Annotated in this window: 22 protein-coding genes and 1 tRNA gene; 19 read left to right on the top strand and 4 right to left on the bottom strand. The window is 64.6% G+C overall.

The features are described from left to right. Window position 1: 1 nt before the first annotated feature. Entirely contained in the window at window positions 2-1,438 is a 1,437-nt protein-coding gene (locus tag XW59_RS03325) for an O-antigen ligase family protein (RefSeq protein ID WP_052958143.1), read from the top strand. A gap of 528 nt (window positions 1,439-1,966) precedes the next feature. Continuing rightward, window positions 1,967-2,992, top strand: coding sequence for a DUF5677 domain-containing protein (locus XW59_RS03320; protein WP_047145642.1), 1,026 nt, complete (start codon window positions 1,967-1,969; stop codon window positions 2,990-2,992). A gap of 211 nt (window positions 2,993-3,203) precedes the next feature. On the opposite strand, the gene XW59_RS03315 is transcribed toward XW59_RS03320, so the two are convergent. After that, window positions 3,204-3,293: transfer RNA gene (locus XW59_RS03315), tRNA-Ser, on the bottom strand. Window positions 3,294-3,647: 354 nt separating this feature from the next. Between XW59_RS03315 and rplU the strand changes: the two genes are divergently transcribed. From rplU to XW59_RS03280, 7 genes are all read left to right on the top strand, one after another. Next, the gene (rplU, locus tag XW59_RS03310) at window positions 3,648-4,085 is read left to right on the top strand and encodes a 50S ribosomal protein L21 (RefSeq protein ID WP_047145641.1); all 438 of its coding nucleotides are present in this window, start codon (window positions 3,648-3,650) and stop codon (window positions 4,083-4,085) included. 25 nt (window positions 4,086-4,110) lie between these two features. Beyond that, on the top strand, window positions 4,111-4,380 hold the full coding sequence (gene rpmA, locus XW59_RS03305; RefSeq protein ID WP_047145640.1) for a 50S ribosomal protein L27: 270 nt from the start codon (window positions 4,111-4,113) through the stop codon (window positions 4,378-4,380). A 129-nt stretch (window positions 4,381-4,509) separates the two neighbouring features. Continuing rightward, a complete protein-coding gene (locus XW59_RS03300; protein WP_047145639.1) occupies window positions 4,510-5,100 on the top strand; it encodes a GNAT family N-acetyltransferase in 591 nt (196 codons plus the stop codon). 166 nt (window positions 5,101-5,266) lie between these two features. After that, a complete protein-coding gene (locus XW59_RS03295) occupies window positions 5,267-5,698 on the top strand; it encodes an OsmC family protein (protein WP_052958142.1) in 432 nt (143 codons plus the stop codon). Between the two features lie 2 nt (window positions 5,699-5,700). Further along, complete coding sequence (dctP, locus tag XW59_RS03290) at window positions 5,701-6,837, top strand: TRAP transporter substrate-binding protein DctP (RefSeq protein WP_052958141.1); 1,137 nt, start codon at window positions 5,701-5,703, stop codon at window positions 6,835-6,837. Next, the gene (locus tag XW59_RS03285) at window positions 6,838-7,305 is read left to right on the top strand and encodes a TRAP transporter small permease (protein WP_047145637.1); all 468 of its coding nucleotides are present in this window, start codon (window positions 6,838-6,840) and stop codon (window positions 7,303-7,305) included. It begins immediately after the preceding gene. Further along, on the top strand, window positions 7,305-8,603 hold the full coding sequence (locus XW59_RS03280) for a TRAP transporter large permease (RefSeq protein ID WP_047145636.1): 1,299 nt from the start codon (window positions 7,305-7,307) through the stop codon (window positions 8,601-8,603). The genes XW59_RS03285 and XW59_RS03280 overlap by 1 nt, the downstream gene beginning before the upstream one ends. A gap of 13 nt (window positions 8,604-8,616) precedes the next feature. On the opposite strand, the gene XW59_RS03275 is transcribed toward XW59_RS03280, so the two are convergent. Beyond that, window positions 8,617-9,477, bottom strand: coding sequence for an endonuclease/exonuclease/phosphatase family protein (locus XW59_RS03275; protein WP_047145635.1), 861 nt, complete (start codon window positions 9,475-9,477; stop codon window positions 8,617-8,619). 110 nt (window positions 9,478-9,587) lie between these two features. Between XW59_RS03275 and obgE the strand changes: the two genes are divergently transcribed. The 10 genes from obgE (at window position 9,588) to XW59_RS03225 (ending at window position 19,459) form a co-directional block, all read left to right on the top strand. Next, window positions 9,588-10,619, top strand: a complete 1,032-nt coding sequence (obgE, locus tag XW59_RS03270; RefSeq protein WP_047145634.1) for a GTPase ObgE — start codon at window positions 9,588-9,590, stop codon at window positions 10,617-10,619. Between the two features lies 1 nt (window position 10,620). After that, entirely contained in the window at window positions 10,621-11,802 is a 1,182-nt protein-coding gene (gene proB / locus XW59_RS03265) for a glutamate 5-kinase (protein WP_047145633.1), read from the top strand. A gap of 4 nt (window positions 11,803-11,806) precedes the next feature. Next, complete coding sequence (locus XW59_RS03260) at window positions 11,807-13,093, top strand: glutamate-5-semialdehyde dehydrogenase (RefSeq protein ID WP_047145632.1); 1,287 nt, start codon at window positions 11,807-11,809, stop codon at window positions 13,091-13,093. A gap of 102 nt (window positions 13,094-13,195) precedes the next feature. Continuing rightward, window positions 13,196-13,807 carry a nicotinate-nucleotide adenylyltransferase gene (locus tag XW59_RS03255; protein WP_047145631.1) on the top strand — a complete coding sequence of 204 codons (612 nt, stop codon included), beginning with the start codon at window positions 13,196-13,198 and terminating at the stop codon, window positions 13,805-13,807. A 137-nt stretch (window positions 13,808-13,944) separates the two neighbouring features. Beyond that, window positions 13,945-14,343 (top strand): ribosome silencing factor, encoded by a 399-nt coding sequence (gene rsfS / locus XW59_RS03250; protein WP_047145630.1) that lies wholly within the window; start codon window positions 13,945-13,947, stop codon window positions 14,341-14,343. 33 nt (window positions 14,344-14,376) lie between these two features. Next, the gene (gene rlmH, locus XW59_RS03245) at window positions 14,377-14,856 is read left to right on the top strand and encodes a 23S rRNA (pseudouridine(1915)-N(3))-methyltransferase RlmH (protein ID WP_082137575.1); all 480 of its coding nucleotides are present in this window, start codon (window positions 14,377-14,379) and stop codon (window positions 14,854-14,856) included. A gap of 144 nt (window positions 14,857-15,000) precedes the next feature. After that, window positions 15,001-16,323, top strand: a complete 1,323-nt coding sequence (locus tag XW59_RS03240) for a murein hydrolase activator EnvC (protein WP_136068202.1) — start codon at window positions 15,001-15,003, stop codon at window positions 16,321-16,323. Further along, a complete protein-coding gene (locus XW59_RS03235; RefSeq protein WP_047145627.1) occupies window positions 16,313-17,638 on the top strand; it encodes a S41 family peptidase in 1,326 nt (441 codons plus the stop codon). The genes XW59_RS03240 and XW59_RS03235 overlap by 11 nt, the downstream gene beginning before the upstream one ends. Before the next feature lie 178 nt (window positions 17,639-17,816). Continuing rightward, window positions 17,817-18,938 carry a divergent polysaccharide deacetylase family protein gene (locus XW59_RS03230; RefSeq protein WP_246665977.1) on the top strand — a complete coding sequence of 374 codons (1,122 nt, stop codon included), beginning with the start codon at window positions 17,817-17,819 and terminating at the stop codon, window positions 18,936-18,938. A 5-nt stretch (window positions 18,939-18,943) separates the two neighbouring features. Beyond that, window positions 18,944-19,459, top strand: a complete 516-nt coding sequence (locus XW59_RS03225) for an RNA pyrophosphohydrolase (RefSeq protein WP_047145625.1) — start codon at window positions 18,944-18,946, stop codon at window positions 19,457-19,459. Between the two features lie 128 nt (window positions 19,460-19,587). On the opposite strand, the gene XW59_RS03220 is transcribed toward XW59_RS03225, so the two are convergent. Both XW59_RS03220 and XW59_RS03215 read right to left on the bottom strand, forming a co-directional pair. Then, window positions 19,588-20,505, bottom strand: a complete 918-nt coding sequence (locus tag XW59_RS03220) for a M23 family metallopeptidase (protein WP_246665976.1) — start codon at window positions 20,503-20,505, stop codon at window positions 19,588-19,590. 71 nt (window positions 20,506-20,576) lie between these two features. Then, on the bottom strand, window positions 20,577-21,110 hold the full coding sequence (locus XW59_RS03215) for a superoxide dismutase family protein (RefSeq protein ID WP_052958140.1): 534 nt from the start codon (window positions 21,108-21,110) through the stop codon (window positions 20,577-20,579). Window positions 21,111-21,177 lie beyond the last annotated feature (67 nt).

Below are 21,177 nucleotides of genomic sequence, written 5' to 3'. Positions count from 1 at the left end.
CGTGACCGTTCCCAAGGAAGCACAAGCCCTCGTCGAGAATGTTCGCCGCCTGTCCGGGAAGATAGGCGGGTTCACAAGCGCGCATGCGCCCTATTTCGACACTCTCTATTTATTGTTCGCGCTGGGTCTCATCTCCGCCGTCTGGTTCGAGTCCGACACCTACAGATATGCCGGCCTCATATTCGCGCTCGTCGGGCTGACGCATTATTATCTGAAGCCCGACAGGCCATCCATCGGCCTCATGGCCCATATATGCGTGGCATGGGCGATCTGTGTCGGGCTGCGCATCGCCTACACATTCGTCTTTCATCGGGAGATGGGGATCGGCTCCTCGGAGGGGATCTATCTCCTGCCGATACTCTATTCCACGCTCGGCTATACCTTCCTCGTCTTCATCAGGCGTCCCTTCGTCCTGATCCTGGCCTTCGCTTGTATCAGCTTTCTCGTCGTCGCGGCTTCGTTCGACGCGAGCGCCCTGCAAAGCGGCCAGCGCGCCTGGTTCGGCCTCCACCACAATCCCATCCACGCGGCCGTCGGCACGGGAATGATCGTGCTCTGCATGCTGCCCTTCGCCCATGAGGTGATGCGGCGCAAAAACCTTCGCCCCGCGCTGAGGCGCGGCCTCGCCGCCATGGCGATCGTCACCTTCCTGCTCGGCATCGTCAATGTCTACGGCCTGCAATCGAAGGGCGTCTGGCTGTCGCTTGCCGTCGCCCTGCCGCTCCAGGCGATCCTCCTCATCGCGCTGAGCCACAGCCGCGCCGGGCTCTACGTGATGCTCGGATGCATCGTCGCGGCCGGCATTCTGGTGGCGCTGCTCGGCGACGGCATGCAGAGCGTCGCCGACGACACGTTCAACGCCACGCTTCGCCTCGCGGCGGACATCGGCAATGGCGGCGGCTTCATGGAAAGCATGGCCCGTGCCATCGACGACCCGAGCGCCCCGCAGGGTTTCCGCGAACGCTTGATGCTCTGGGCGAGCGCCCTCGAGATCGTGGGCCGCGCACCGCTCTTCGGCAACGGCGTGGCATGGCTCCACTTCTGGCAGGACCGCGCCTATCCGCAGACCGACTTCAACCTCCTGCACAACGGCTATCTGGAGATCGCGATCCGCTACGGCATCGCCGGGCTGGTGTTCTATTTCGCGCTTTTCGTATGGGCGGTGAGATGCGTGTGGCGGGCATATCGCCGGGGTCTGGTCCCCGCCGCCGCCGTGCAGTGCTATATCTCGCTGCTCGTCTTCTTCGCCATGACCATCACCAACAATTCGAACGTCCGCCTGGCGATCGGCGAATCCTTCATGTGGTGCGCGGCGAGCTTTGCCTTCTACTGCCATTTCCTCATGCAGGAGGTGGACACGGGCAAGAACCGGTACATGTTCCTGCCGAAGCCGGAAGCGCCGGACCAGCACGAGGCGAAGCAGCGCCTGCCGGCGTGATCCGCGGCGGGGCCCGAAAGCCAAACACACAAAAGCGCCTCACCGACGTTTCACCAGCAAATGGCTCAAGCTGGCGGTAAGGAGATGACCGGCTTTGAGCCACGCGGCGCTGGCATTTCGACCGTATCGAGGGCTGCGAACAGTCGGTGACGGTTCGCTACGCCGCCTGGTGGGCGTGCGGCAATCGGCGATCACGGGCTAGAGGGCAATCGTCGGCCAATGGCGGGCCGAAGCCGACGAAACGGAGAACTATGTCTACACTATAGCCCTCCAAAATTGAGGCGAGAGCGAAGGGCCACAATAGGGTGCGGGAGCGGACTACCATTTCCGACGAACGAGACGAGTAAGCTGACGTTCTCTTGTCGGAGTTCAAATGCTCTGGCATCGATTGTTCTGGCACCAATTACATGAGGCGGAAATGTATCTGACCTATCAGGTGGAGCAGGTTGAGGTAGAACTTCGGCACACGGTGACTTGGCTGTGAAACATCGGCAGGAATCTCCGAAGTCGACCGGCGAACCTTGGACGATGGATGAACTACAGAGTGAATTTGAACGCATCATCCGGCAGGCACAGGATGCGGGTAAGGAGCTAACCACGAAACAAATGGTTCGCGTCGCGGAACAGACAACGAAAAGCGCGGGGCGAGCTTTATACCGAACGCTTATGGAAACCGCGCCTGACATGCTGGTGGGTCGTAGCAAGGAGCGGGAGGCTTTTGAACGGCGAAACTTCCGACGTTGGCGCAAGGCATTCGACCTGATCGAAACTATATGGGTATCTTGCGAAGAAATTGGACGAGATTTCAATCAGCACCACCGTCCCACCGCGGTTGCCGAACAGGATTACGTGTTTGAAGCGATGACACACCTTCACGCGAAGGCTTTGCTTGTCACCGCTGAAATCATCTGCTTGCTCAGGGGTGGCTTCGCGGACGGGGCTCTAGCACGATGGCGGACGCTCTACGAAACTAGCGTTGTTGCCTTCCTGATCCGCCAAGCGGGGCAGGAGCTAGCATTAAGGTATCTCGCGCACTCACGGGTCCAAGCGTGGAACGATGCGCAGGAGGAAGACGAAACCGACGAGCGACAACATCTTAAAGCGCAAGCCGAGTACGCCATCGAGAAATTTGGACCTGAGCTAAAGCGAAGAAACGGGTGGGCTTGCGCAATCACTGGTCAAAAACACCCGACATTCGAAAAGTTGGCCGAACTTGCTGGAAAGGCTGACGGGAAATCGCTGTATCAACACGCATCGCTTCATGTTCACAGCAACCATCGCGCCTTGGATGAACTTCTAGGCATGTGCGAAGCTCAAGAAGACGTCCTGCTCGTGGGACCGAGCAATTCCGGGATGGTCGGCCCGCTGATATTTGCGGCCACGAGCATGGTAGAATGCACGTCTCTCCTATTGCTGACGAAGCCGAACTTAGACCGCCTCGCATTCGCCGATACGCTCTTTCGAATGGCGAACCGGATGAACAAGCTCGCTAGAGAAATCGAGCGGCGGACGTTCGAAGCTGCTCAAAGGCGCAAAGCCGCTATCACGCAATAAATCCACTGCGAAGTAAGTCTCTGTCAGAGTGGTTCAAAACTGTCCATACCAGCTTTCCTTCATTCGCTGATGGAAAGCCGGCGGTCCGCTCCCGGTCGCAACACGTCGGCGGCGGATACAGGTGAAGGCTGGCTTGCCAGATAACGTGGATTTTAGCGTGAAAATGGCGGTGTTTGGCGGTTCACTATGCCAGTTGGTGGCGATCGGCCAATGGCGGAGAGGGTGGGATTCGAACCCACGATACCCTTGCGAGTATGCCGCATTTCGAGTGCGGTGCATTCGACCACTCTGCCACCTCTCCGCGGGGCGTGGTTCGCCGATATCGGCGCGGGCGCACACATAGCCATTGAAGCGCGGCTCGACAAGAGCAATTCGCCGCGAAATGTCTCGTCTTCCGTCCGATTTCATCGAAAAGCCACGGGCATCCTTCCGCCCGTCACACCCGCGGAGCGTTTCCGCGCTTCGCCTTGACTTGCCTGACCTTCTGCGGTATCGACGGCCCAAATCCGGCGTGGAGATTTCCGCGCCGGTCGTTCTTTTTGGCGCCCAGCGGCATTTTGAACGCCACCATCAACCATAACCGACTGACAAAAAGACGGCCGGACCGCGGAAGACGCGGTCGACAGAGGCCGGACGGAACAGCGAAAGGCAAAAAATGTTCGCAGTCATCAAGACCGGAGGCAAGCAGTACCGCGTTGCCGCCGACGACGTATTGAAGATCGAGAAGTTGGCCGGCGAAGCCGGCGACATCGTGCAGCTCGGCGAGGTTCTGGCCTGTGGCGAGGGCGACAAGGTGACGATCGGCGCCCCGTTCGTCGACGGTGCCACCGTTGCCGTCGAGATCGTCGAGCAGGGCAGGGCCAAGACGGTCATCGCGTTCAAGAAGCGCCGCCGTCAGAATTCGCGCCGCAAGCGCGGTCATCGCCAGTTTCTCACCACCGTGCGCATTTCGGAAATCCTGACCGACGGCGCGAAGCCTTCCAAGGCTGCCGCGAAGAAGGAAGCAAAGGCCGAAGCCGGTGAGTCGAAGGCGGCGAAGAAGCCGCGCGCGAAGGCCGACAAGGAAGCCGCCGCCCCGGCGGACGGCGAATAAGAACAGGATCTGAAGGAGAACACCGATGGCACATAAGAAAGCTGGCGGTTCCTCGCGCAACGGTCGCGATTCCGAATCCAAGCGCCTTGGCGTGAAGAAGTTCGGCGGTGAGGCCGTCCTCGCCGGCAACATCATCATTCGTCAACGTGGCACCAAGTGGCATCCCGGCGTGAATGTCGGCATGGGCAAGGACCATACCCTTTTCGCGCTCGAAGCAGGTGCCGTGTCGTTTGCCAAGAAAGCCAACGGCCGAACCTACGTATCGGTAAACCCGATCAAGGAAGCAGCGGAGTAAGCCGGATCCGCACCACAAACACCGGCGCCCCATCTCGGGAACCGGTGTCTGGACAGTCCAGAAAAGGATCAAGGGGAGATGGGACGCCATCTCCCCTTTTTCTTTGCTTTTCATCTGGAGGACTGAGCCATGGTTGCGGAAAAGGAAGACGTCGAGGACGAAAGTCCGAGAATAGACTGCCCCGTTCTGGTGACGGAACGGCTGGTCATGCGCCCGCCGCATGACGACGACGTGCCGGAACTCGCCGAGCTCGCCAACAATCCGAGGGTGGCCGAGATGCTGGCGCGCATGCCGTACCCCTACGGCGAGCGCGAGGCGCGCGCCTTCATCCAGGCTTCGCGTACCGACGAGCGCGCCGGCTGCGCCTATGCGCTGACGCTTGCCGGCAACGGCGCCTTCATCGGCTGCGCCGGGCTGCATCCGACGCCGGGCGGGCTGGAGCTCGGATACTGGATCGGTCAGCCCTATTGGGGCCGCGGCTATGCCACGGAAGCCGCCCATGCGCTGGTCGACCTCGCCTTCCGCGCGACCACGATCGATCGCCTCGACGTATCCTGCCGCGTGATCAACCCGGCCTCGCGCCGCGTGATCCACAAATGCGGCTTCCAGTATGCCGGTCAGGGCATGTTGGATTCGCTGGTGGCCGGTCGCGTTCCGGTGGAGCGTTACGCGCTCGACCGCAGCACCTGGGTGAGCCTCAGGAGCTGGGGCAGGATGTGACCGTCGCCGATCGCGAGCGGCCAGAAATTGGCAAAACGATTCCATCCAGCCGGCACGAAACCGGCTGGATAAGCTTCATGTTTCCTTTTTCGTGGAATTTACTACCTTCTTCCGGACCTACGCTCCTGTTATCTGTGGCAGTCGGCATAGAATGAGGGGCTGAAGGATGGCGGTAAAATCGGCGCGCGTCTTTGCACACAGCGCGACCGCGGCGGCGTGCAGAATCTCCAATGACCGCGACCAGGTCATCGACGCCGTCTTCTCTCCCAAGGCGGACGGTTTCACGCCCCTGGAAATACAGGCTGCCGCGCTTGCCGCCTGTATCGCGGCGAGCGTGCGCATCGCGGCGCGCGCGGCGAACCTTGGCCAGCTCGGGGAAATCGACGTCACGGTGGACGCCATCAAGGCCGAGGACGAGCCGAGCCGGCTCGGGCGCTTCGAGGTTGCCGTGCATTTCGGCGACGCCCTCGATGACGCGACGCAGGATCGCCTCGTCGAGGCGGCCGAGGACATCTGCACCATCAGCAATACATTGAGAGCCGGTGACACCGTCATTGCGGGACATCGCGCCGAACCAACGAAGCGACCAAAGGAGTAATCATGCGTCGTCTGCTGCTGTCCCTCACGCTGGCGCTGGTGGCGGCGCCGGCGAACGCGTTCACGGTCGCGGATTGGCTGGCCCACGAGGTTCCGGCCGCGGAGCCGCGGGCGGCCTATGAAGGCGATCCCGTCTCGCTGAAATTCTCCTCGCCGAACCCTGCCGCCTCCCTGGTGCCGGAAGTGTGGACGAAGGGCTTCACCTGGCTGAAGGAGGCGACCGACGGCAAGCTGACCATCGAGGAGTTCCACGGCGGCACGCTGCATGCCGCCGCCGATGGCTGGCGCGCGGTGCGCAACCGGGTCAGCGACTATGCCGCCTGCTACACCTCCTACGAGGGCAGCGGCTTCCCGCTGCACAAGGCGTTCGAGCTGCCCTTCGTCACGCCGTCGAATCCGGTCGTCGCGACACGGATCGTCCAGGAGCTCGCGCCGAAATACTTCGTTCCCGAATGGGACGGACGCGGGGTTCTCTACGGCTACACGGCAATCGCCGGCGTTTCCGACATCATGAGCAAGAAGCCGATCCGCACGCCCGAGGACATCCGCGGCCTGCGCGTCATCGCGCAAGGCTTCCCGCCGGAGGCCGCCGAGGCGCTCGGCATCACCGTGCTCAACATCCCGTTCCCGGAAATCTATACCGCATTCCAGCAGGGCATCGCGGATGCGGTGATCTGGGTCGATCCGGGATTCGTGCCGTTCAAGATCTATGAGCTGGCAAAGTACCACACCAGCCTCGGCCTGACCGCCCAGCACATCGACACCTGCATCAACCGCGATGCCTATGAGAGCCTGCCGGCCGAGCTGAAGCCGACCTTCGCCAGCTTTCAGCAGAACATCGCCCACGCCGTGAGCCAGCGCCTTGGCGTCGAGTTTCGCGAGCAGGCGCTCAAGACCTACACCGACAACGGCGTCGAGCTGATCGAACTCGGCGACGGGGAAAAGCAGGAATGGCAGGCGGCCCTTCAGCCGCTGCTCGACGACTGGGTGGAGGCCCGCGAGGCCGAGGGCCTGCCGGCGCGCGAGCTTCTCGCCGACATCCGGCGGCTGGAAGCCGAATATGGCGACGCGAGCGCGGAAACGATCTTCGAGCTGACGGTCAATTCGCCCGTCGAAGGCCTCGTGCCCGCGGCTCGCTAGATGCGGCGCATCATCGCCTTCGTCGAGGGCTGGGCAGCCTATCTCGTGTTGCCCGGCCTCGCGATTCTCGTCACGGCGGATGTCGTGCTGCGCTACGTGCTTAACCTGCCCTTGCGGTGGGGTAACGACGTCAAGGAGCTTCTGCTGCTGCTGGTCGTGGTGGCGGCCCTGCCCGGCGTGAGCATGGACGACCAGCACATCCGCGTCGGCCTGCTCGACAAGCTTTTCCGCGGCAAGGCGGGGCGGCTCTGGGTCACGATACGGCACATGCTGACCGGCCTCGTCGGCATCGTGATCGCTTACGCCGTCCTTCTCCTCGCGCAGGACATGCATCGCTACGGGGACCGGGCGGAGCTGATCGCCATCAGCTTCTGGCCGTTCGCGGCCTTCGTGGTCTTCTCGGCCGCGCTGTCCGCCCTCGCGGAATTCATTCGCGCGTTTCGCGCCTTTTCGGACGGGCGAAGCTGATGGAACCGCTGACGATAGGCATTCTGGTGATGAGCGCGATGCTCATCGTGGTCGTGCTCGGCCTGCCGGTCGGCTACGCGCTGCTCGGAGCCGGCACGATCGGCTACGCGATCCTTTCCGGACCATCGCAGGCCCTGACTCAGATCGGCTTGGCGCTTTGGGACAACGGGACGAATTTCCTGTTCATCGCCGTTCCGCTCTTCATCCTGATGGGTCAGCTCATCTTTCATGCCGGCCTCGCGGAAGACATCTTTTCGCTCGCCCAGCGGGGATTGCGCCGCGTGCCGGGCGGGTTGGGCGTGTCGACGGTTCTCGCATCGGCCGGGTTCGGCGCCGTGACCGGTTCGAGCGTCGCGGCCGTCGCGACCATGGGCAACATCGCCGTGCCGCAGATGATCAAGCGCGGCTACAGCGAGAAGCTCTCGACGGCGACGGTGGCAAGCGCGGCTACCCTGGCGATCATCATTCCCCCCAGCGTGCCGCTGGTCATCTACGGCGTGTGGAGCGAGACATCCATCGGCGCGCTGTTCATCGCCGGCATCGTCCCCGGCCTCATCCTGACATGCGCGTTCATCGGCGCGGTCATGGTCCAGCGCAGCCAGTATCCGGCCGTGTCCGCCACGGTCTCCGACGAGGCTCTCCCCCCGCTTTCCACCCACGCGGTGGGGCTCGCGTCGGTGTTTCTGATCTTCGTCATCGTCATCGGCGGCATCTATGCCGGCATCTTCACGCCCACCGAGGCGTCCGGCATCGGCGTCTTCAGCGTGCTGGCGATCGCGCTCGTCGGCCGGAGGCTGACGCTCGACGGATTGCGCAAGGCGCTGAAGGAAACCCTGCGCACCACGGCTGCGATATTCCTGATCCTGACCGGCGGCATCATCCTGTCGCGCTTCCTGGTGCAGACGCGGTTGACCGATGCCGTGGTCGGCCTCGTTTCGCACCTGGACGCCTCGCCGCAGTCCATTCTCATCGCGCTGGCGCTGGTCTACCTGTTCCTCGGCGCGATCATGGATACGTTCGGCATGCTGATCCTGACGCTGCCGCTGGTGCTGCCGATCACGATGGCGATCGGCTACGATCCGATCTGGACCGGCATCTACCTGACCGTGCTGATGGAGATCGCCATGCTGACGCCGCCAATCGGGCTCAACGTCTTCGTGCTCGAGCGGGCGACGGGCGTTCCGGCCGCGCGGATTTTCGCGGGCATATGGCCATTCGTCGCGGCGTCTCTCACCGTGGTTCTGCTGCTGATCTACTTTCCGCAGATCGCGACATGGCTGCCGGAAACCATGCGCTGACCGCCCGCTGAAATCAGGCGAGCTCCAGCCACAGCGGCATGTGGTCCGAACCGACCGCCTCCCGGTCGACCCGGCACGCTTTGATCCGCGAGGCCAGTCCCGCGCTGACGAAGCAATAATCGATGCGCTTGTGGCGAGAGGTGTCGCCCGGGCGCACCGGGTCGACCCAGGTGATCGTCTCCGCGCCGGCACGCGCCGCGGCGTCGACGGGCAGATGCGCGACCAGCGGCATGCCGAACTCATGGTCCGGCCTGCCGGTGAGCCGCAGATATTCCTCCGAGCCGGAGAGCATGTTGAAATCGCCGAGCAGCAGGAATTCCTCCGGCCGCGGCGGCTCGGGAAAGCCGAGTTCGCCCACTCCGGTCAGCGCGCCGCCCTCCGCCGGATAGGCGAGCACCCTGTCCATGAGGAAGCAAAGCTGGCGGACGCGCTCGTCGGGACTGCGGTGGTCGAGATGGAGTGAATAGAAGCGGATGGGTCCGGCAGGCGTCTCGATCATCGCTTCCAGCGCGCCGCGCTGGAGGTTGAGCTTGTCGATCGAGCGTCCGCGCGGCAGGAGCAGGTTGCGCGAGGACAGGATCGGCGTCTTCGAAAGGATCATGTTGCCGAACTGGAAGCGCAGGTTCACCGCCTTGCCGTCCTTGACATGCGAGCCCATGTCGACTTCGAAATTCGGCCCGTAGACGAAGAAATATTCCGGCAGCAGCGCGGCGATCTCGGCGACCATGTCGCGGCCCTGGTTCTTCGGGTTGTTGCGACTGACCTCCTGCAGGGCGACGACATCGGCCCCGCGCACGCTTTCGGCGATGCGGTCGATGTCATATTCACCGTCGAGTCCGATGCCGTACTGGATGTTGTAGGTGACGCATTGCATGATTGCTTCATCCCCTCGCCTGATTTTCGCGTCATTCACCCTCGCGCTGAAGCCTCCCATGCGCTAGAGCAGCTTTCGAAGAACAACGGCAAACACGAACTGTCAATCAGATGAAATTTCTTGATCAGGCCAAGGTCTATATTCGTTCGGGCGACGGCGGCGCCGGCTCCGTCTCGTTCCGACGCGAGAAGTTCATCGAGTTCGGCGGGCCGGACGGCGGCGACGGCGGTCGCGGCGGCGATGTCTGGATCGAGGTGGTCGACGGGCTCAACACGCTGATCGACTACCGCTACCAGCAGCATTTCCGCGCCAAGACCGGCATGCACGGCATGGGCCGCAACCGCACCGGCGCCAAGGGCGCCGACGTCACGCTCAAGGTGCCCGCCGGCACACAGATCTACGAAGAGGACAACGAGACGCTGATCTGCGATCTCACCGAGGTCGGCGAACGCTTCCTCATCGCCAAGGGTGGCAATGGCGGCTTCGGCAATCAGCATTTCAAGACCTCGACCAACCAGGCGCCGCGGCGTGCCAATCCGGGCCTGCCGGGGGACGAGCGCACGATCTGGCTGCGCCTGAAGCTCATCGCCGATGCCGGGCTCGTGGGCCAGCCCAACGCCGGCAAGTCGACTTTCCTGGCGGCGGTCACGGCGGCCAAGCCGAAGATCGCCGACTATCCCTTCACCACGCTGCATCCCGGCCTCGGCGTCGCCCGCATCGACGCGCGCGAATTCGTCATCGCCGACATTCCGGGACTGATCGAGGGCGCGCATGAAGGCGTCGGCATCGGCGACCGTTTCCTCGGCCATGTCGAGCGCACCCGCGTCCTGCTGCATCTCGTCTCCGCCCAGGAGGAACACCCCGGCAAGGTCTACAAGACCGTGCGCGGCGAGCTCGAAGCCTATGGCCACGGCCTCGCCGACAAGCCGGAGATCGTCGCGCTCAGCCAGGTCGACACGCTCGACGTGGACGAGCGCAAGAAGAAGGCCGCCGCCCTTAAACGCGCGGCCGGCCGGACACCCATCCTGCTCTCGGCCGTCTCCGGCGAAGGTGTCGAGGAGGCGCTGCGCGCGCTGATCGCCGTGGTCGAGGAGGCTCGGCGCGGGGACGCGCCGGTCAAGGACGAGCGTTGGGTGAAGTAGGATGAAAGCCCGTTCCGAATCGCAATCGACCGCCAAGCCGCTTTCCCGCCATCGCCGCATCACCGTCAAGATCGGCTCGGCTCTGCTGGTCGACCGTGAAACGGGTCTGAAGCGCGACTGGCTCGCATCGCTGGTCGCCGACATCGCCGATTTGCGCCAGGCAGGCTGCGAAGTGCTCGTCGTCTCCTCCGGCGCCATCGCCCTCGGCCGCACCATTCTCGGCATGGGGCGCCGTGCGCTCAGGCTGGAGGAGAGCCAGGCCGCGGCGGCCGTCGGCCAGATCGCGCTTGCCGGCGCGTGGTCCGACGAGCTCTCGCTCAAGGGGCTGAAATCCGGCCAGGTGCTGGTGACGCTCGGCGACACGGAAGAGCGCAGGCGCTATCTCAACGCCCGCGCCACCATCTCCACGCTGCTGAAGCTCGGCGCCGTCCCGGTCATCAACGAGAACGACACGGTCGCGACGTCCGAGATCCGCTATGGCGACAATGACCGCCTCGCGGCCCGCGTCGCCACCATGATGGGCGCCGACCTCCTGATCCTGCTTTCCGATATCGACGGCCTCTACACCGCGCCGCCGGCGCTGCGGCCCGATGCCGAGTTCATCCCCCTCGTCGAGCGCATCACGCCCGACATCGAGGCGATGGCTGGCGCCGCCGCCTCGGAACTGTCGCGCGGCGGCATGCGCACCAAGCTCGACGCCGGCAAGATCGCGACCGCCGCCGGCACGGCGATGATCATCACCGCCGGCACCCGGCTCAACCCGCTTTCCGCCATCGATGCCGGCGAGCGCTCCACCTATTTCCGGGCGAGCGACACGCCGGTGCGCGGCTACAAGACCTGGATCGCCGGCCATCTCGAGCCGGCGGGGCGCATCGGCGTCGACGCCGGCGCCGTCCGCGCGCTATTGGCCGGCAAATCGCTTCTGCCGGCCGGCGTGACGCTGGTGTCGGGCAGTTTCTCGCGCGGCGACACGGTGGCGGTCGTGGGGCCGGACGGGGCGGAGGTGGCGCGGGGCCTGGTCGCCTACGATGCCGCGGATGCCGTGAGGATCGCCGGATTGAAGACGGCCGAGATCGGAAAAACGCTTGGCTACGAGGCGCGCTCCGCTATGGTTCATCGTGACGATCTGGTGATGTCGCGGTCGATGATCGCCAGGACGCGGGAAGAAGAGATGGAAGGCTAGCATCATGCTGAAGGCGCATGAAAAGACGAGCGAGGACTTCGCCGTCCTGATGGCGGAGATCGGCCGCAAGGCCCGCGCCTCCGCCCGACCGCTCGGCCTCGCCTCGGCCGAGCGCAAGCATGCCGCGCTCGTCGCGATGGCGGATTGCGTCCTCCGCCATCAGGACCGGATACTCGAAGCCAATGCCATCGACATGGCCAATGGCGAGGAAGCCGGGCTTTCTCCGGCGATGATGGACCGTCTCAAGCTGACGCCCGACCGTATCCGCGCGGTGGCCGACGGCATCCGCGCAGTCGCCGCGCTGCGCGATCCGGTCGGCGACGTAATCGCCGAATGGGACCGGCCCAACGGCCTGCACATCGAGCGCGTGCGCACGCCGCTCGGCGTCATCGGCGTGATCTACGAGAGCCGCCCCAACGTGACGGCCGATGCCGGCGCGCTCTGCCTCAAGGCCGGCAACGCCGTCATCCTGCGCGGCGGCTCGGACTCCATCAACTCGTCCTCCGCCATCCATGCCTGCCTGGTCGGGGGATTGCAGGCGGCCGGCCTTCCCGAGGACGCGATCCAGCTCGTGCCGACCACCGACCGCGCCGCCGTCGGCGAGATGCTGAAGGGGCTTGGCGGCAATCTCGACGTGATCGTGCCGCGCGGCGGACGCAGCCTGGTCGAGCGCGTCCAGACCGAAGCGCGGGTGCCGGTCTTCGCGCATCTCGAAGGCATCTGCCATCTCTACATCGACAAATCGGCCGATCTCGACATGGCGGTTTCGATCGCCGTCAACGCCAAGATGCGGCGCACCGGCATCTGCGGCTCGGCCGAGACCCTGCTGGTCGACCGCGCGGTGGCCGGCACCCATCTCCTGCCGATCCTCGAGGCGCTGGCGAGGGCCGGCTGCGAAATCCGGGGCGACGAGGCGGTCCGCGCCGCCTTCCCCGCGGCCGAACCGGCGACCGAGAAGGACTGGTCGACCGAATATCTCGACGCGATCATCTCGGTGAAGCTGGTCGACGGCGTCTCCGGCGCGATCGACCATATCGAACGCTATTCCTCGCATCACACCGAGGCGATCATCGCCGAGGATGCCGCCGCGGTGGAGCGTTTCTTCAACGAAATCGATTCGGCGATCCTGCTGCACAATGCCTCGACGCAGTTCGCCGACGGCGGCGAATTCGGCATGGGCGCGGAGATCGGCATCGCCACCGGGCGCATGCACGCGCGCGGACCGGTCGGCGTCGAGCAGCTCACCTCCTTCAAATACCGGGTGCGTGGAACCGGGCAGGTGCGGCCGTGAGCCGGAAGCATCCTGTCCAGTGACGTCGCTGTTCACCCTTTCTGGCCCGCGCACATGACATCTCCCCTCGTGGAGCACCCCGTTCAGCCACGCTACCTCCGCATGCCGCATGTCGAGAAGCGCATGCAGGTGGGCCTGTTCGGCGGCTCCTTCAATCCGCCCCATGCCGGCCACGCGCTCGTCGCCGAGATCGCGCTGCGATCGCTGCGCCTCGACCAGCTCTGGTGGATCGTCACTCCCGGCAACCCCTTGAAGATAGGCCGCGAGCTCGCGCCGCTGGCCGAGCGCCTCGCTCTATCGGAGGCCATCGCCAGGGACCCGCGCATCAAGGTGACCGCATTCGAGGCCGCCCACCACATCCGCTACACCGCCGACACGCTGGCACTGGTGAAGGCGCGCAATCCGGGCGTCGACTTCGTCTGGATCATGGGTGCCGACAACCTCGCGGAGTTTCACCGCTGGCAGCGCTGGCACGACATCGCGATGACCTTCCCCATCGCCGTCATCGACCGGCCGGGCTCCACCCTCGCCTTCATGTCCTCGGTCATGGCGAAGACCTTCGATCACGCCCGGATCGACGAGAAGGACGCACCGCTCCTGGCGCGCATGAAACCGCCGGCATGGACCTTCATCCACGGCCCGCGCTCCCTCCTCTCCTCCACGGCGATCCGTAACGCCAGCCGGAAAACCTCCCGGAGCGGACGGCAAGACTGATCCAAAATGGTGCGCGAAGGCCGCAAAACATGCCGACGTCTTGAAACTGTAAGACGACTCTGCCTATCTATGAGAGGTCGGCGAAATTTCGCGGACGAGCTTGTTCTTGTTCGAAAGGAAAGACACTGAGAACAGCAATACAGAAGAAGGCCGATCTTCAGCCTTCGCCGGCAGGGGTAAGCGGCAGCGCCGAAGTATCCCGTGCCCTCGAAACCGTCCTTGCCAGTCTGGACGACTCCAAGGCCGAGAACATCGTCTCCATCGACATACAGGGAAAATCCAGCCTCGGCGATTACATGGTCGTCGCGTCCGGGCGCTCCCATCGTCATGTCGCGGCGGTCGCCGATCATCTCATCAAGGCGCTCAAGGACGCCGGCCTCGGTTTCCCACGCGTCGAGGGATTGTCGAACGCCGACTGGGTGCTGATCGATTCCGGCGACGTGATCGTCCATGTTTTCCGCCCCGAGGTCCGGGAGTTCTACAACATCGAGAAGATGTGGCAGGCGCCCGACCTGGAGGAAGAAACGGTTCACTGAGCCGTATTCGCCGGCAAAGGTGGCGAGGCTGAAATGCGCGTATCAGTCCACGCCGTGGGCCGGATGAAGGCTGGCCCCGAGCGGGAATTGGCAGGCAGGTATCTGGACCGGTTTGCGAAAACCGGCCCGGCGGTCGGGCTGGAATTCTCCGGCGTTACGGAGATCGCTGAATCTCGGGCGCGCAGCGCCGCCGAACGATGCCGCGAGGAAGCGTCCGCGCTGGAAGGCTTCCGCAGGGACGCGGCCCTTTTCCTGCTCGACGAGCGCGGCAGGAATCCCTCTTCCCCGGAAATAAGCAGGCTTATCGCCGATCTGCGCGACGGCGGGCGCAGACAGCTCGTCTTCGCCATCGGCGGCCCCGACGGGCATGATTCAGGGCTGCGTTCCTCCGCCGACTTCATCCTCTCCTTCGGCGCCCAGACCTGGCCGCATCAACTTGTCCGCGTGCTCCTCGCCGAGCAGCTCTACCGCGCCGCCACCATCCTTTCCGGCCACCCCTACCATCGCGTCTGAGAGGCGCTTTTCCTGAAAGCACGCGAAGATTCGACACATTTGCCGTATGATTGTCCGAACGGGACGCCGCCGCGCTCATGGTTGATGTTTCGTTAACGAACGCGGCTTAGGGTCGGCTCGAAATATCCGGGCATGATGGATGGAATGAAGACCGGCTTTCGATTTTCAGGGACGCTCGCGTCAACCGCGCTGGCGCTGCTCCTTGGCATTGCCGTTCTTCCGGCGACCGCGGCGCAAAGCGCTGCCGACCTCGAGAGCCGACGCGACAATACCGCCAGCGAATATGAACGCCTCTCGCACGAGATCACCCTTTCGGAGGAACGGCAGGAGGAGATCGCGCGGGAGATCGCGGCGATCCGCAAGGACAACGCCTCGCTTTCCGCCGCCCTCATCCAGGCTGCGAAGACCGAGCGGAAGCTCGGCCAGGATATTTCCGAGATCTCCGCCAAGGTCGACGATTTGCGCCTGCAGGAGGGCGGCATCCGCGAATCCCTCTCCGCACGGCGTGGCGTGCTCGCCGAGGTGCTGGCGGCCCTCCAGCGCATGGGGCTCAACCCGCCGCCGGCGATCCTCGTCAAGCCGGAGGATGCGCTTTCCTCCGTGCGCAGCGCGATCCTGCTCGGCGCCGTCGTGCCGGAGCTGCGCGCGGAGACCGAAATACTGATTGCCGACCTGAAGGAGCTGTCGCGCGTCACCGCCTCGATCGAAAGCGAGCGCGAGCGGCTGCGCGGCACCATCGCCGAACAGGTCGCCGAGCAGGAACGGCTATCACTTCTTCTTGAGGAAAAGCAGCGCCTGCAGACGGAATCGGAAGGAAAACTCGCCGCCGAGAAGCAACGCTCGAGCGAGCTTGCCGCCGAGGCGGGCAGCCTGCGCGAGCTGATCGACGCGCTCGAAGCCGAGATCGAGACCAACCGCAAGGCGGAGGAAGAGAGCCGCCTGGCGGCCTTGAAGGAGGCCGAAAGGGAGGAAGCAAGGCGCGCGCAGCCCTTGAACCCCACGCTTCCGGGGCGAATCCCGTTTTCCGCCGGCCGCGGCCAGGTCGGCTTTCCTGTTGCCGGCCATGTCGTCCGCCGCTTCGGGCAGGGCGACGGCAGCGGCGGAACCATGCAGGGCGACATGCTCGCGACACATTCGGCCGCAATCGTAACCGCGCCGTCCGACAGTTCGGTGCTCTATGCGGGACCCTTCCGCTCCTATGGTCAACTCTTGATACTGGATGCCGGCGATGGTTATCATGTGGTGCTGGCGGGGATGGGAAGAATCAGCGTCACGCAGGGCCAGTCCGTACTGGCCGGGGAGCCGGTGGGCGTGATGGGCGAGGCCAGGGTGGCAAGCGCCATGGCATTCGGAAGTGAAAATTCCGGACCGGAACTCTATGTAGAGTTTCGCAAGGATGGAAAACCCGTCGATCCGGCCCCATGGTGGGCGGAGCGTAGTTCTGGAAGGACAGGAAATGGTACGTAAGTTGTCGCTTCTGGTTGCCGGCGCCCTGATGGGCGCGTCCGCCATGAGCCTCGTGCATGGTGGCACCGGTACAACGGCGAACGCGGCCGGTTCGGAGACATATCGCCAGCTCGCGATCTTCGGCGACATATTCGAGCGCGTGCGCGCCCAATATGTCACGGAGCCCGAGGACAAGAAGCTGGTCGAGAGCGCCATCAACGGCATGCTCACCTCGCTCGACCCGCATTCGTCCTATCTCAATCCGGACGCCGCGCAGGACATGCGCGTGCAGACCAAGGGCGAATTCGGCGGCCTCGGCATCGAGGTGACGATGGAAAACGAGATGGTCAAGGTCATCGCGCCGATCGAGGACACTCCGGCAGCCCGCGCCGGCGTGCTCGCCGGCGACCTGATCGCCGAGATCGATGGCGACGAGGTGCGCGGCCTGACCCTTTCCGACGCGGTCGACAAGATGCGCGGCGCCGTCAACACGCCGATCGAGCTGACGATCGTGCGCGAAGGCGCCTCGCAGCCCATCAAGCTGACGATCGTTCGCGACATCATCAAGGTGAAGGCCGTCCGCTCGCGGGTGGAAGGCGACGTCGGCTACCTGAAGATCAATTCCTTCACCGAGAAGACCTTCGACGATCTCAAGCAGGCGATCTCCGATATCAAGAAGGAAGTTCCCGACGACAAGCTCAAGGGCTATGTGCTCGACCTGCGCCTCAACCCGGGCGGCCTGCTCGATCAGGCGGTCAGCGTCAGCGACGCCTTCCTCGACCGCGGCGAAATCGTCTCGACCCGTGGGCGCGACGCGAAGAACATCACGCGCTTCGATTCCCGCCCCGGCGACGAGATCGACGGCAAGCCGGTGATCGTGCTGATCAATGGCGGTTCGGCGAGCGCGTCGGAAATCGTGGCCGGCGCCCTGCAGGACCATCGCCGCGCGACTGTGGTCGGCACCCAGTCCTTCGGCAAGGGTTCCGTGCAGACGATCATCCCGCTCGGCGAGAACGGCGCGCTGCGGCTGACCACTGCGCTCTACTACACGCCTGCAGGCACCTCGATCCAGGGCAAGGGCATCACGCCCGACATCAAGGTCGAGCAGCCGCTGCCCGACGAACTGCTCGGACGCGACGTGTCCCGCGGCGAATCCGATCTGCGTGGCCACATCAAGGGCAATGAGGAAGACGACCAGGGTTCGGGCTCGGCGGCCTATGTGCCGCCGGAGGCGAAGGACGACATCCAGCTCAACTACGCGCTGGATCTCCTGCGCGGCGCGAAGACCGATCCGGCCTTCCCGCCCAATCCGGACCGCGCGGTTCTGAACCAGTAAGGCGTTCCGCGGCTCCTTCAACGGGGGCCGGAGCCGCGGCGATCCAGGATTTTACCGGCGTTCCCCGACGGACGCCGGTAAATTTTTCCGGATACTCCTTTGTTCCCGACGGCAAGGACGCGGATTATCGCCCGTGAACAAGGCATTTCACCAAGGAGAGATGGAGCGCCCTCTCGGCTTGGAACCCAGGGGAAAGCGGCCACGCGGCGGCTCGCGACCGAGGCTCACCGCCGGCGGCGCGGTTCTTTCCCTCGTCTCGATCGCGATCCTCGGCACGTCCGGCGCCATCGCGTTCCGGGAAAAGCCCTTTCGCAATCCGCCTCCGCTGGTTGTTTCCACGCCCGAGCCCGCGGATGCGGCCGCAACCGCTCCCGTCCCCCCGGCCTCGACGGGCTATGTCGCAGGCGGTCCCTCCATCATAAAGGTGAACCCGCCCGACGCGGCGGGCCAAAGCGTGGTCGTCATTCGCGACCCGTCCGCTCTCGGCCAGAACCCGCTGGTCGCGCACCTGCCCGACCGCGATCTGATCGAGGAGACCGATATCGGCCCACTACCCAGGCGCGGCGCCGACGGAAGACGGCCCTTCGACGTCTATGCGCGGCCCTGGTCCGGCGCGCGCGGCGCGCGCGTCGCGATCGTGATCGGCGGGCTCGGCGTCTCGCAGACCGGCACGCAGAACGCGATCGCGAAGCTGCCGCCCGAGGTGACGCTGGCATTCGCATCCGGCGGCAATAGCCTCGACCGCTGGATGCAGACGGCCCGCCGCCAGGGACATGAGATCGTCATGCAGGTGCCGCTCGAGCCTTTCGACTATCCGAATGTCGATCCTGGCCGCAACACGCTGACCGTGGAAGCGGCTGAAGCGGAGAACCGCGACAGGCTCCATTGGGCGCTGTCGCGCATCACCAACTACACCGGCATCATGAACTATATGGGCGCGCGATTCGTGACCGACGGAAACGCGATGCCGCCCTTCTTCGGCGAGCTCGGTAAACGCGGCCTGATGTATTTCGACGACGGCTCCTCCGCCCGCAGCCTCGCGCCCGAAATGGCGGCGCGGAACCGCGTGCCCTTCGCCGCCGCGGACATGACGCTTGACGGCGTACGCGAACGCGGCGAAATCCTGCGCAGGCTGGACGATCTCGAGCGGACGGCGCGGGCGAAAGGCTTCGCCATCGGCACTGGCTCCGCTTTCGACGCAACGGTCGATGCGGTCGCCGGCTGGATCGCGGAGGCAAGGCGGCGCGGCATCGAGATCGTGCCGATTTCGGCGGTAGCGAACGATCCCGAGCGAGGATAGCAGGAATGGCAAAGGAAAAGGATTTCAGCGGATTGCCCTACCGGCCCTGCGTGGGCGTCATGGTGCTGAACCGCGAGGGGCTCGTCTGGGCCGGCCGCCGCATCGCCGAGGAAGACAGCGAGATGGCCGGCACGGAGAAGCTCTGGCAGATGCCGCAAGGCGGCATCGACAAGGGCGAGGATCCGCTGCCGGCGGCGCGGCGCGAGCTCTACGAGGAGACCGGCATGCGCTCGGTGACGCTGCTTGCCGAGGCGCCACTATGGATCAATTACGATCTGCCCCCAGACCTCCTCGGCATCGCTCTGAAGGGCAAATATCGCGGCCAGACGCAGAAATGGTTCGCCTTCCGCTTCGACGGGGACGAGAGCGAGATCGCCATCAACCCGCCGCCCGGCGGCCACGACGCCGAATTCGACGCCTGGGCCTGGAAGCCCATGGCCGAGATGCCGGAGCTGATCGTCCCCTTCAAGCGCAAGGTCTATGAGGAGGTCGTCTCGGCGTTTCGCCATCTGGCGAGGTAGATTCGCACCGGCCTGTCGCAACGCCATCCGCCGACGCGCAAACCGTACCGGTGGCTGACCCGGCCGAGAGTCATCCCGGAAGCGGTCGGCCGCGCCTCCGCAGCTCCCTTCCTTCTCGGAATGAGCTTTCAGTCCGCCTCGGGCGCGACGGTTTGCCCGCGTTGGGGTTCGCCCTTCTCCACCCGTTCGCCATCGGCGACGTAATCGCGGAAGAACGCCGGCAGTCCCTCGCCCGCGCCGAGAGACGGCGTCGTCTGCAGATGGAAGTGAAGGTGCGGTTCCGAACTGTTGCCGCTATTGCCGCAGCGGCCGATTTCCTGTCCGGCTTGGACCGAATCGCCCTTTTCGACGCCGACGCTGCCCTCCTTGAGATGCGCAAGGAAGGCATATTCGTCATTGCCGAGATCGAGAACCACATGGTTGCCGGCCGGGTTCCGGGGATCCATCTCGCCGAGCGGATTGTCGGGCAGGTCGTCCACCGCGGCGGCCACCGTGCCGGAAGCAGGCGCGAGTATCCGCCGATCCCAGCAATGATATTCTTCAAGCCTCGTCCCCTCTCCGCGGCTGCTGGAGCCGTCGGTGACGACGAGAAAATCCGACGCGAAGCGCTGGCCCGGATCGACCGCATGATAATTGTCTTCCGGCGTGCGCCCGCCCCAGTAGACATGCCATTCGCCTTCGAAAGGGAGGCGAAGCGTTGCCTTGGTCTCGTAGTCGAGGAAATCGGAAGCCGCGGGCGGCTGGCGCGGACGCACGAAGAAGCCGGCGACCCTGTCGTCGCCGTCGAGCGTCCATTGCGTCAGCACCGGCAGCGGACCCTTCTCATGTTCCGCAATGCGCTGATAGATGCGGTAGCCGAGATGTGGCTCCGCTTCCTCGAAAATGGTCGCCTTCTCCGCGCCGAACTGGCTTTCCATCGCTTTCGCGAGTTCCGCCAGGGTCCCGCTCGAACCGAGCGCGGCGCGCATCTCCTCCGTCATCCGCTCCCAGATCACCTCGTAGCGGCCTTCCTGGAAATCGGTCGTCAGCCGGCGGCCGAGTTCCATGTCTCCATCCTCCTGGGAATGAGCGGGAAAGGCGAAAAAGGAAAGGAGCAGAAATCCGAACAGGCGGGCGATCATGTCGGCTGTTCTATCACGCCGCAGGCGATCCTGTCTCCGGAATGGCCGGATGGATCGCTTTCGTAGTCGTCCGGATCGGCATGCACGACGACGGCTGAGCCGTCCTCGTCCATCAGCGGATTGTCGCCCTCGGAGATCGAAAGGCGGTCGGTGAAGAACTCGACCTTGAGCAGGCCGTCCTGTCCGACATGGACATTCGGAAAGTCGCCGGGATGCGGCCCGTTCCGCGACATGACCCCGTGCTCGCGGTCTCCGGCATAGTGGCCGCCGGCCGATTCGAAACCGCCGTCGGTCTCGCACGACCCGGTTTCATGGATATGGAAGCCGTGTGGCCCGGCGGGCAGGCCGGTCATCTCGACGAACACATGCAGCAGGCCGGACGGCGTCTCCGCGAAGGTGACACGCCCGAGATCCTCGCCGCCGGGACCTTGCATGGTCGCGGTGGCGGAAACGCCGGTTTCCTGGGCGATCGCGTGCGGCGCGGCAAAAAGTGCCAGCACGCAAGCGAATGGTGCGAGACTTCGTTTCATGGGTTCCTCCTTCGAACGGTGATAAGGGGGAACGATGCCGGGGGCATTTCGTTGCAAGCGGGCGCGC

Origin of the sequence: Aquamicrobium sp. LC103, assembly GCF_001014615.2 — a bacterium.
Taxonomy (GTDB): Bacteria; Pseudomonadota; Alphaproteobacteria; order Rhizobiales; family Rhizobiaceae; genus LBCQ02.
This window is presented reverse-complemented; position numbering and strand designations above follow the sequence as displayed.

Coding starts and splice junctions, on each gene's coding strand:
- XW59_RS03235 (WP_047145627.1), top strand. CDS start 16,313: ATGGTACGTAAGTTGTCGCTTCTGGTTGCCGGCGCCCTGATGGGCGCG.
- proB (WP_047145633.1), top strand. CDS start 10,621: ATGAAAGCCCGTTCCGAATCGCAATCGACCGCCAAGCCGCTTTCCCGC.
- XW59_RS03285 (WP_047145637.1), top strand. CDS start 6,838: ATGCGGCGCATCATCGCCTTCGTCGAGGGCTGGGCAGCCTATCTCGTG.
- XW59_RS03275 (WP_047145635.1), bottom strand. CDS start 9,477: ATGCAATGCGTCACCTACAACATCCAGTACGGCATCGGACTCGACGGT.
- rpmA (WP_047145640.1), top strand. CDS start 4,111: ATGGCACATAAGAAAGCTGGCGGTTCCTCGCGCAACGGTCGCGATTCC.
- XW59_RS03300 (WP_047145639.1), top strand. CDS start 4,510: ATGGTTGCGGAAAAGGAAGACGTCGAGGACGAAAGTCCGAGAATAGAC.
- XW59_RS03295 (WP_052958142.1), top strand. CDS start 5,267: ATGGCGGTAAAATCGGCGCGCGTCTTTGCACACAGCGCGACCGCGGCG.
- XW59_RS03240 (WP_136068202.1), top strand. CDS start 15,001: ATGAAGACCGGCTTTCGATTTTCAGGGACGCTCGCGTCAACCGCGCTG.
- rplU (WP_047145641.1), top strand. CDS start 3,648: ATGTTCGCAGTCATCAAGACCGGAGGCAAGCAGTACCGCGTTGCCGCC.
- XW59_RS03320 (WP_047145642.1), top strand. CDS start 1,967: ATGGATGAACTACAGAGTGAATTTGAACGCATCATCCGGCAGGCACAG.
- XW59_RS03260 (WP_047145632.1), top strand. CDS start 11,807: ATGCTGAAGGCGCATGAAAAGACGAGCGAGGACTTCGCCGTCCTGATG.
- XW59_RS03215 (WP_052958140.1), bottom strand. CDS start 21,110: ATGAAACGAAGTCTCGCACCATTCGCTTGCGTGCTGGCACTTTTTGCC.
- obgE (WP_047145634.1), top strand. CDS start 9,588: ATGAAATTTCTTGATCAGGCCAAGGTCTATATTCGTTCGGGCGACGGC.
- rlmH (WP_082137575.1), top strand. CDS start 14,377: ATGCGCGTATCAGTCCACGCCGTGGGCCGGATGAAGGCTGGCCCCGAG.
- dctP (WP_052958141.1), top strand. CDS start 5,701: ATGCGTCGTCTGCTGCTGTCCCTCACGCTGGCGCTGGTGGCGGCGCCG.
- XW59_RS03255 (WP_047145631.1), top strand. CDS start 13,196: ATGCCGCATGTCGAGAAGCGCATGCAGGTGGGCCTGTTCGGCGGCTCC.
- XW59_RS03225 (WP_047145625.1), top strand. CDS start 18,944: ATGGCAAAGGAAAAGGATTTCAGCGGATTGCCCTACCGGCCCTGCGTG.
- XW59_RS03280 (WP_047145636.1), top strand. CDS start 7,305: ATGGAACCGCTGACGATAGGCATTCTGGTGATGAGCGCGATGCTCATC.
- XW59_RS03220 (WP_246665976.1), bottom strand. CDS start 20,505: ATGGAACTCGGCCGCCGGCTGACGACCGATTTCCAGGAAGGCCGCTAC.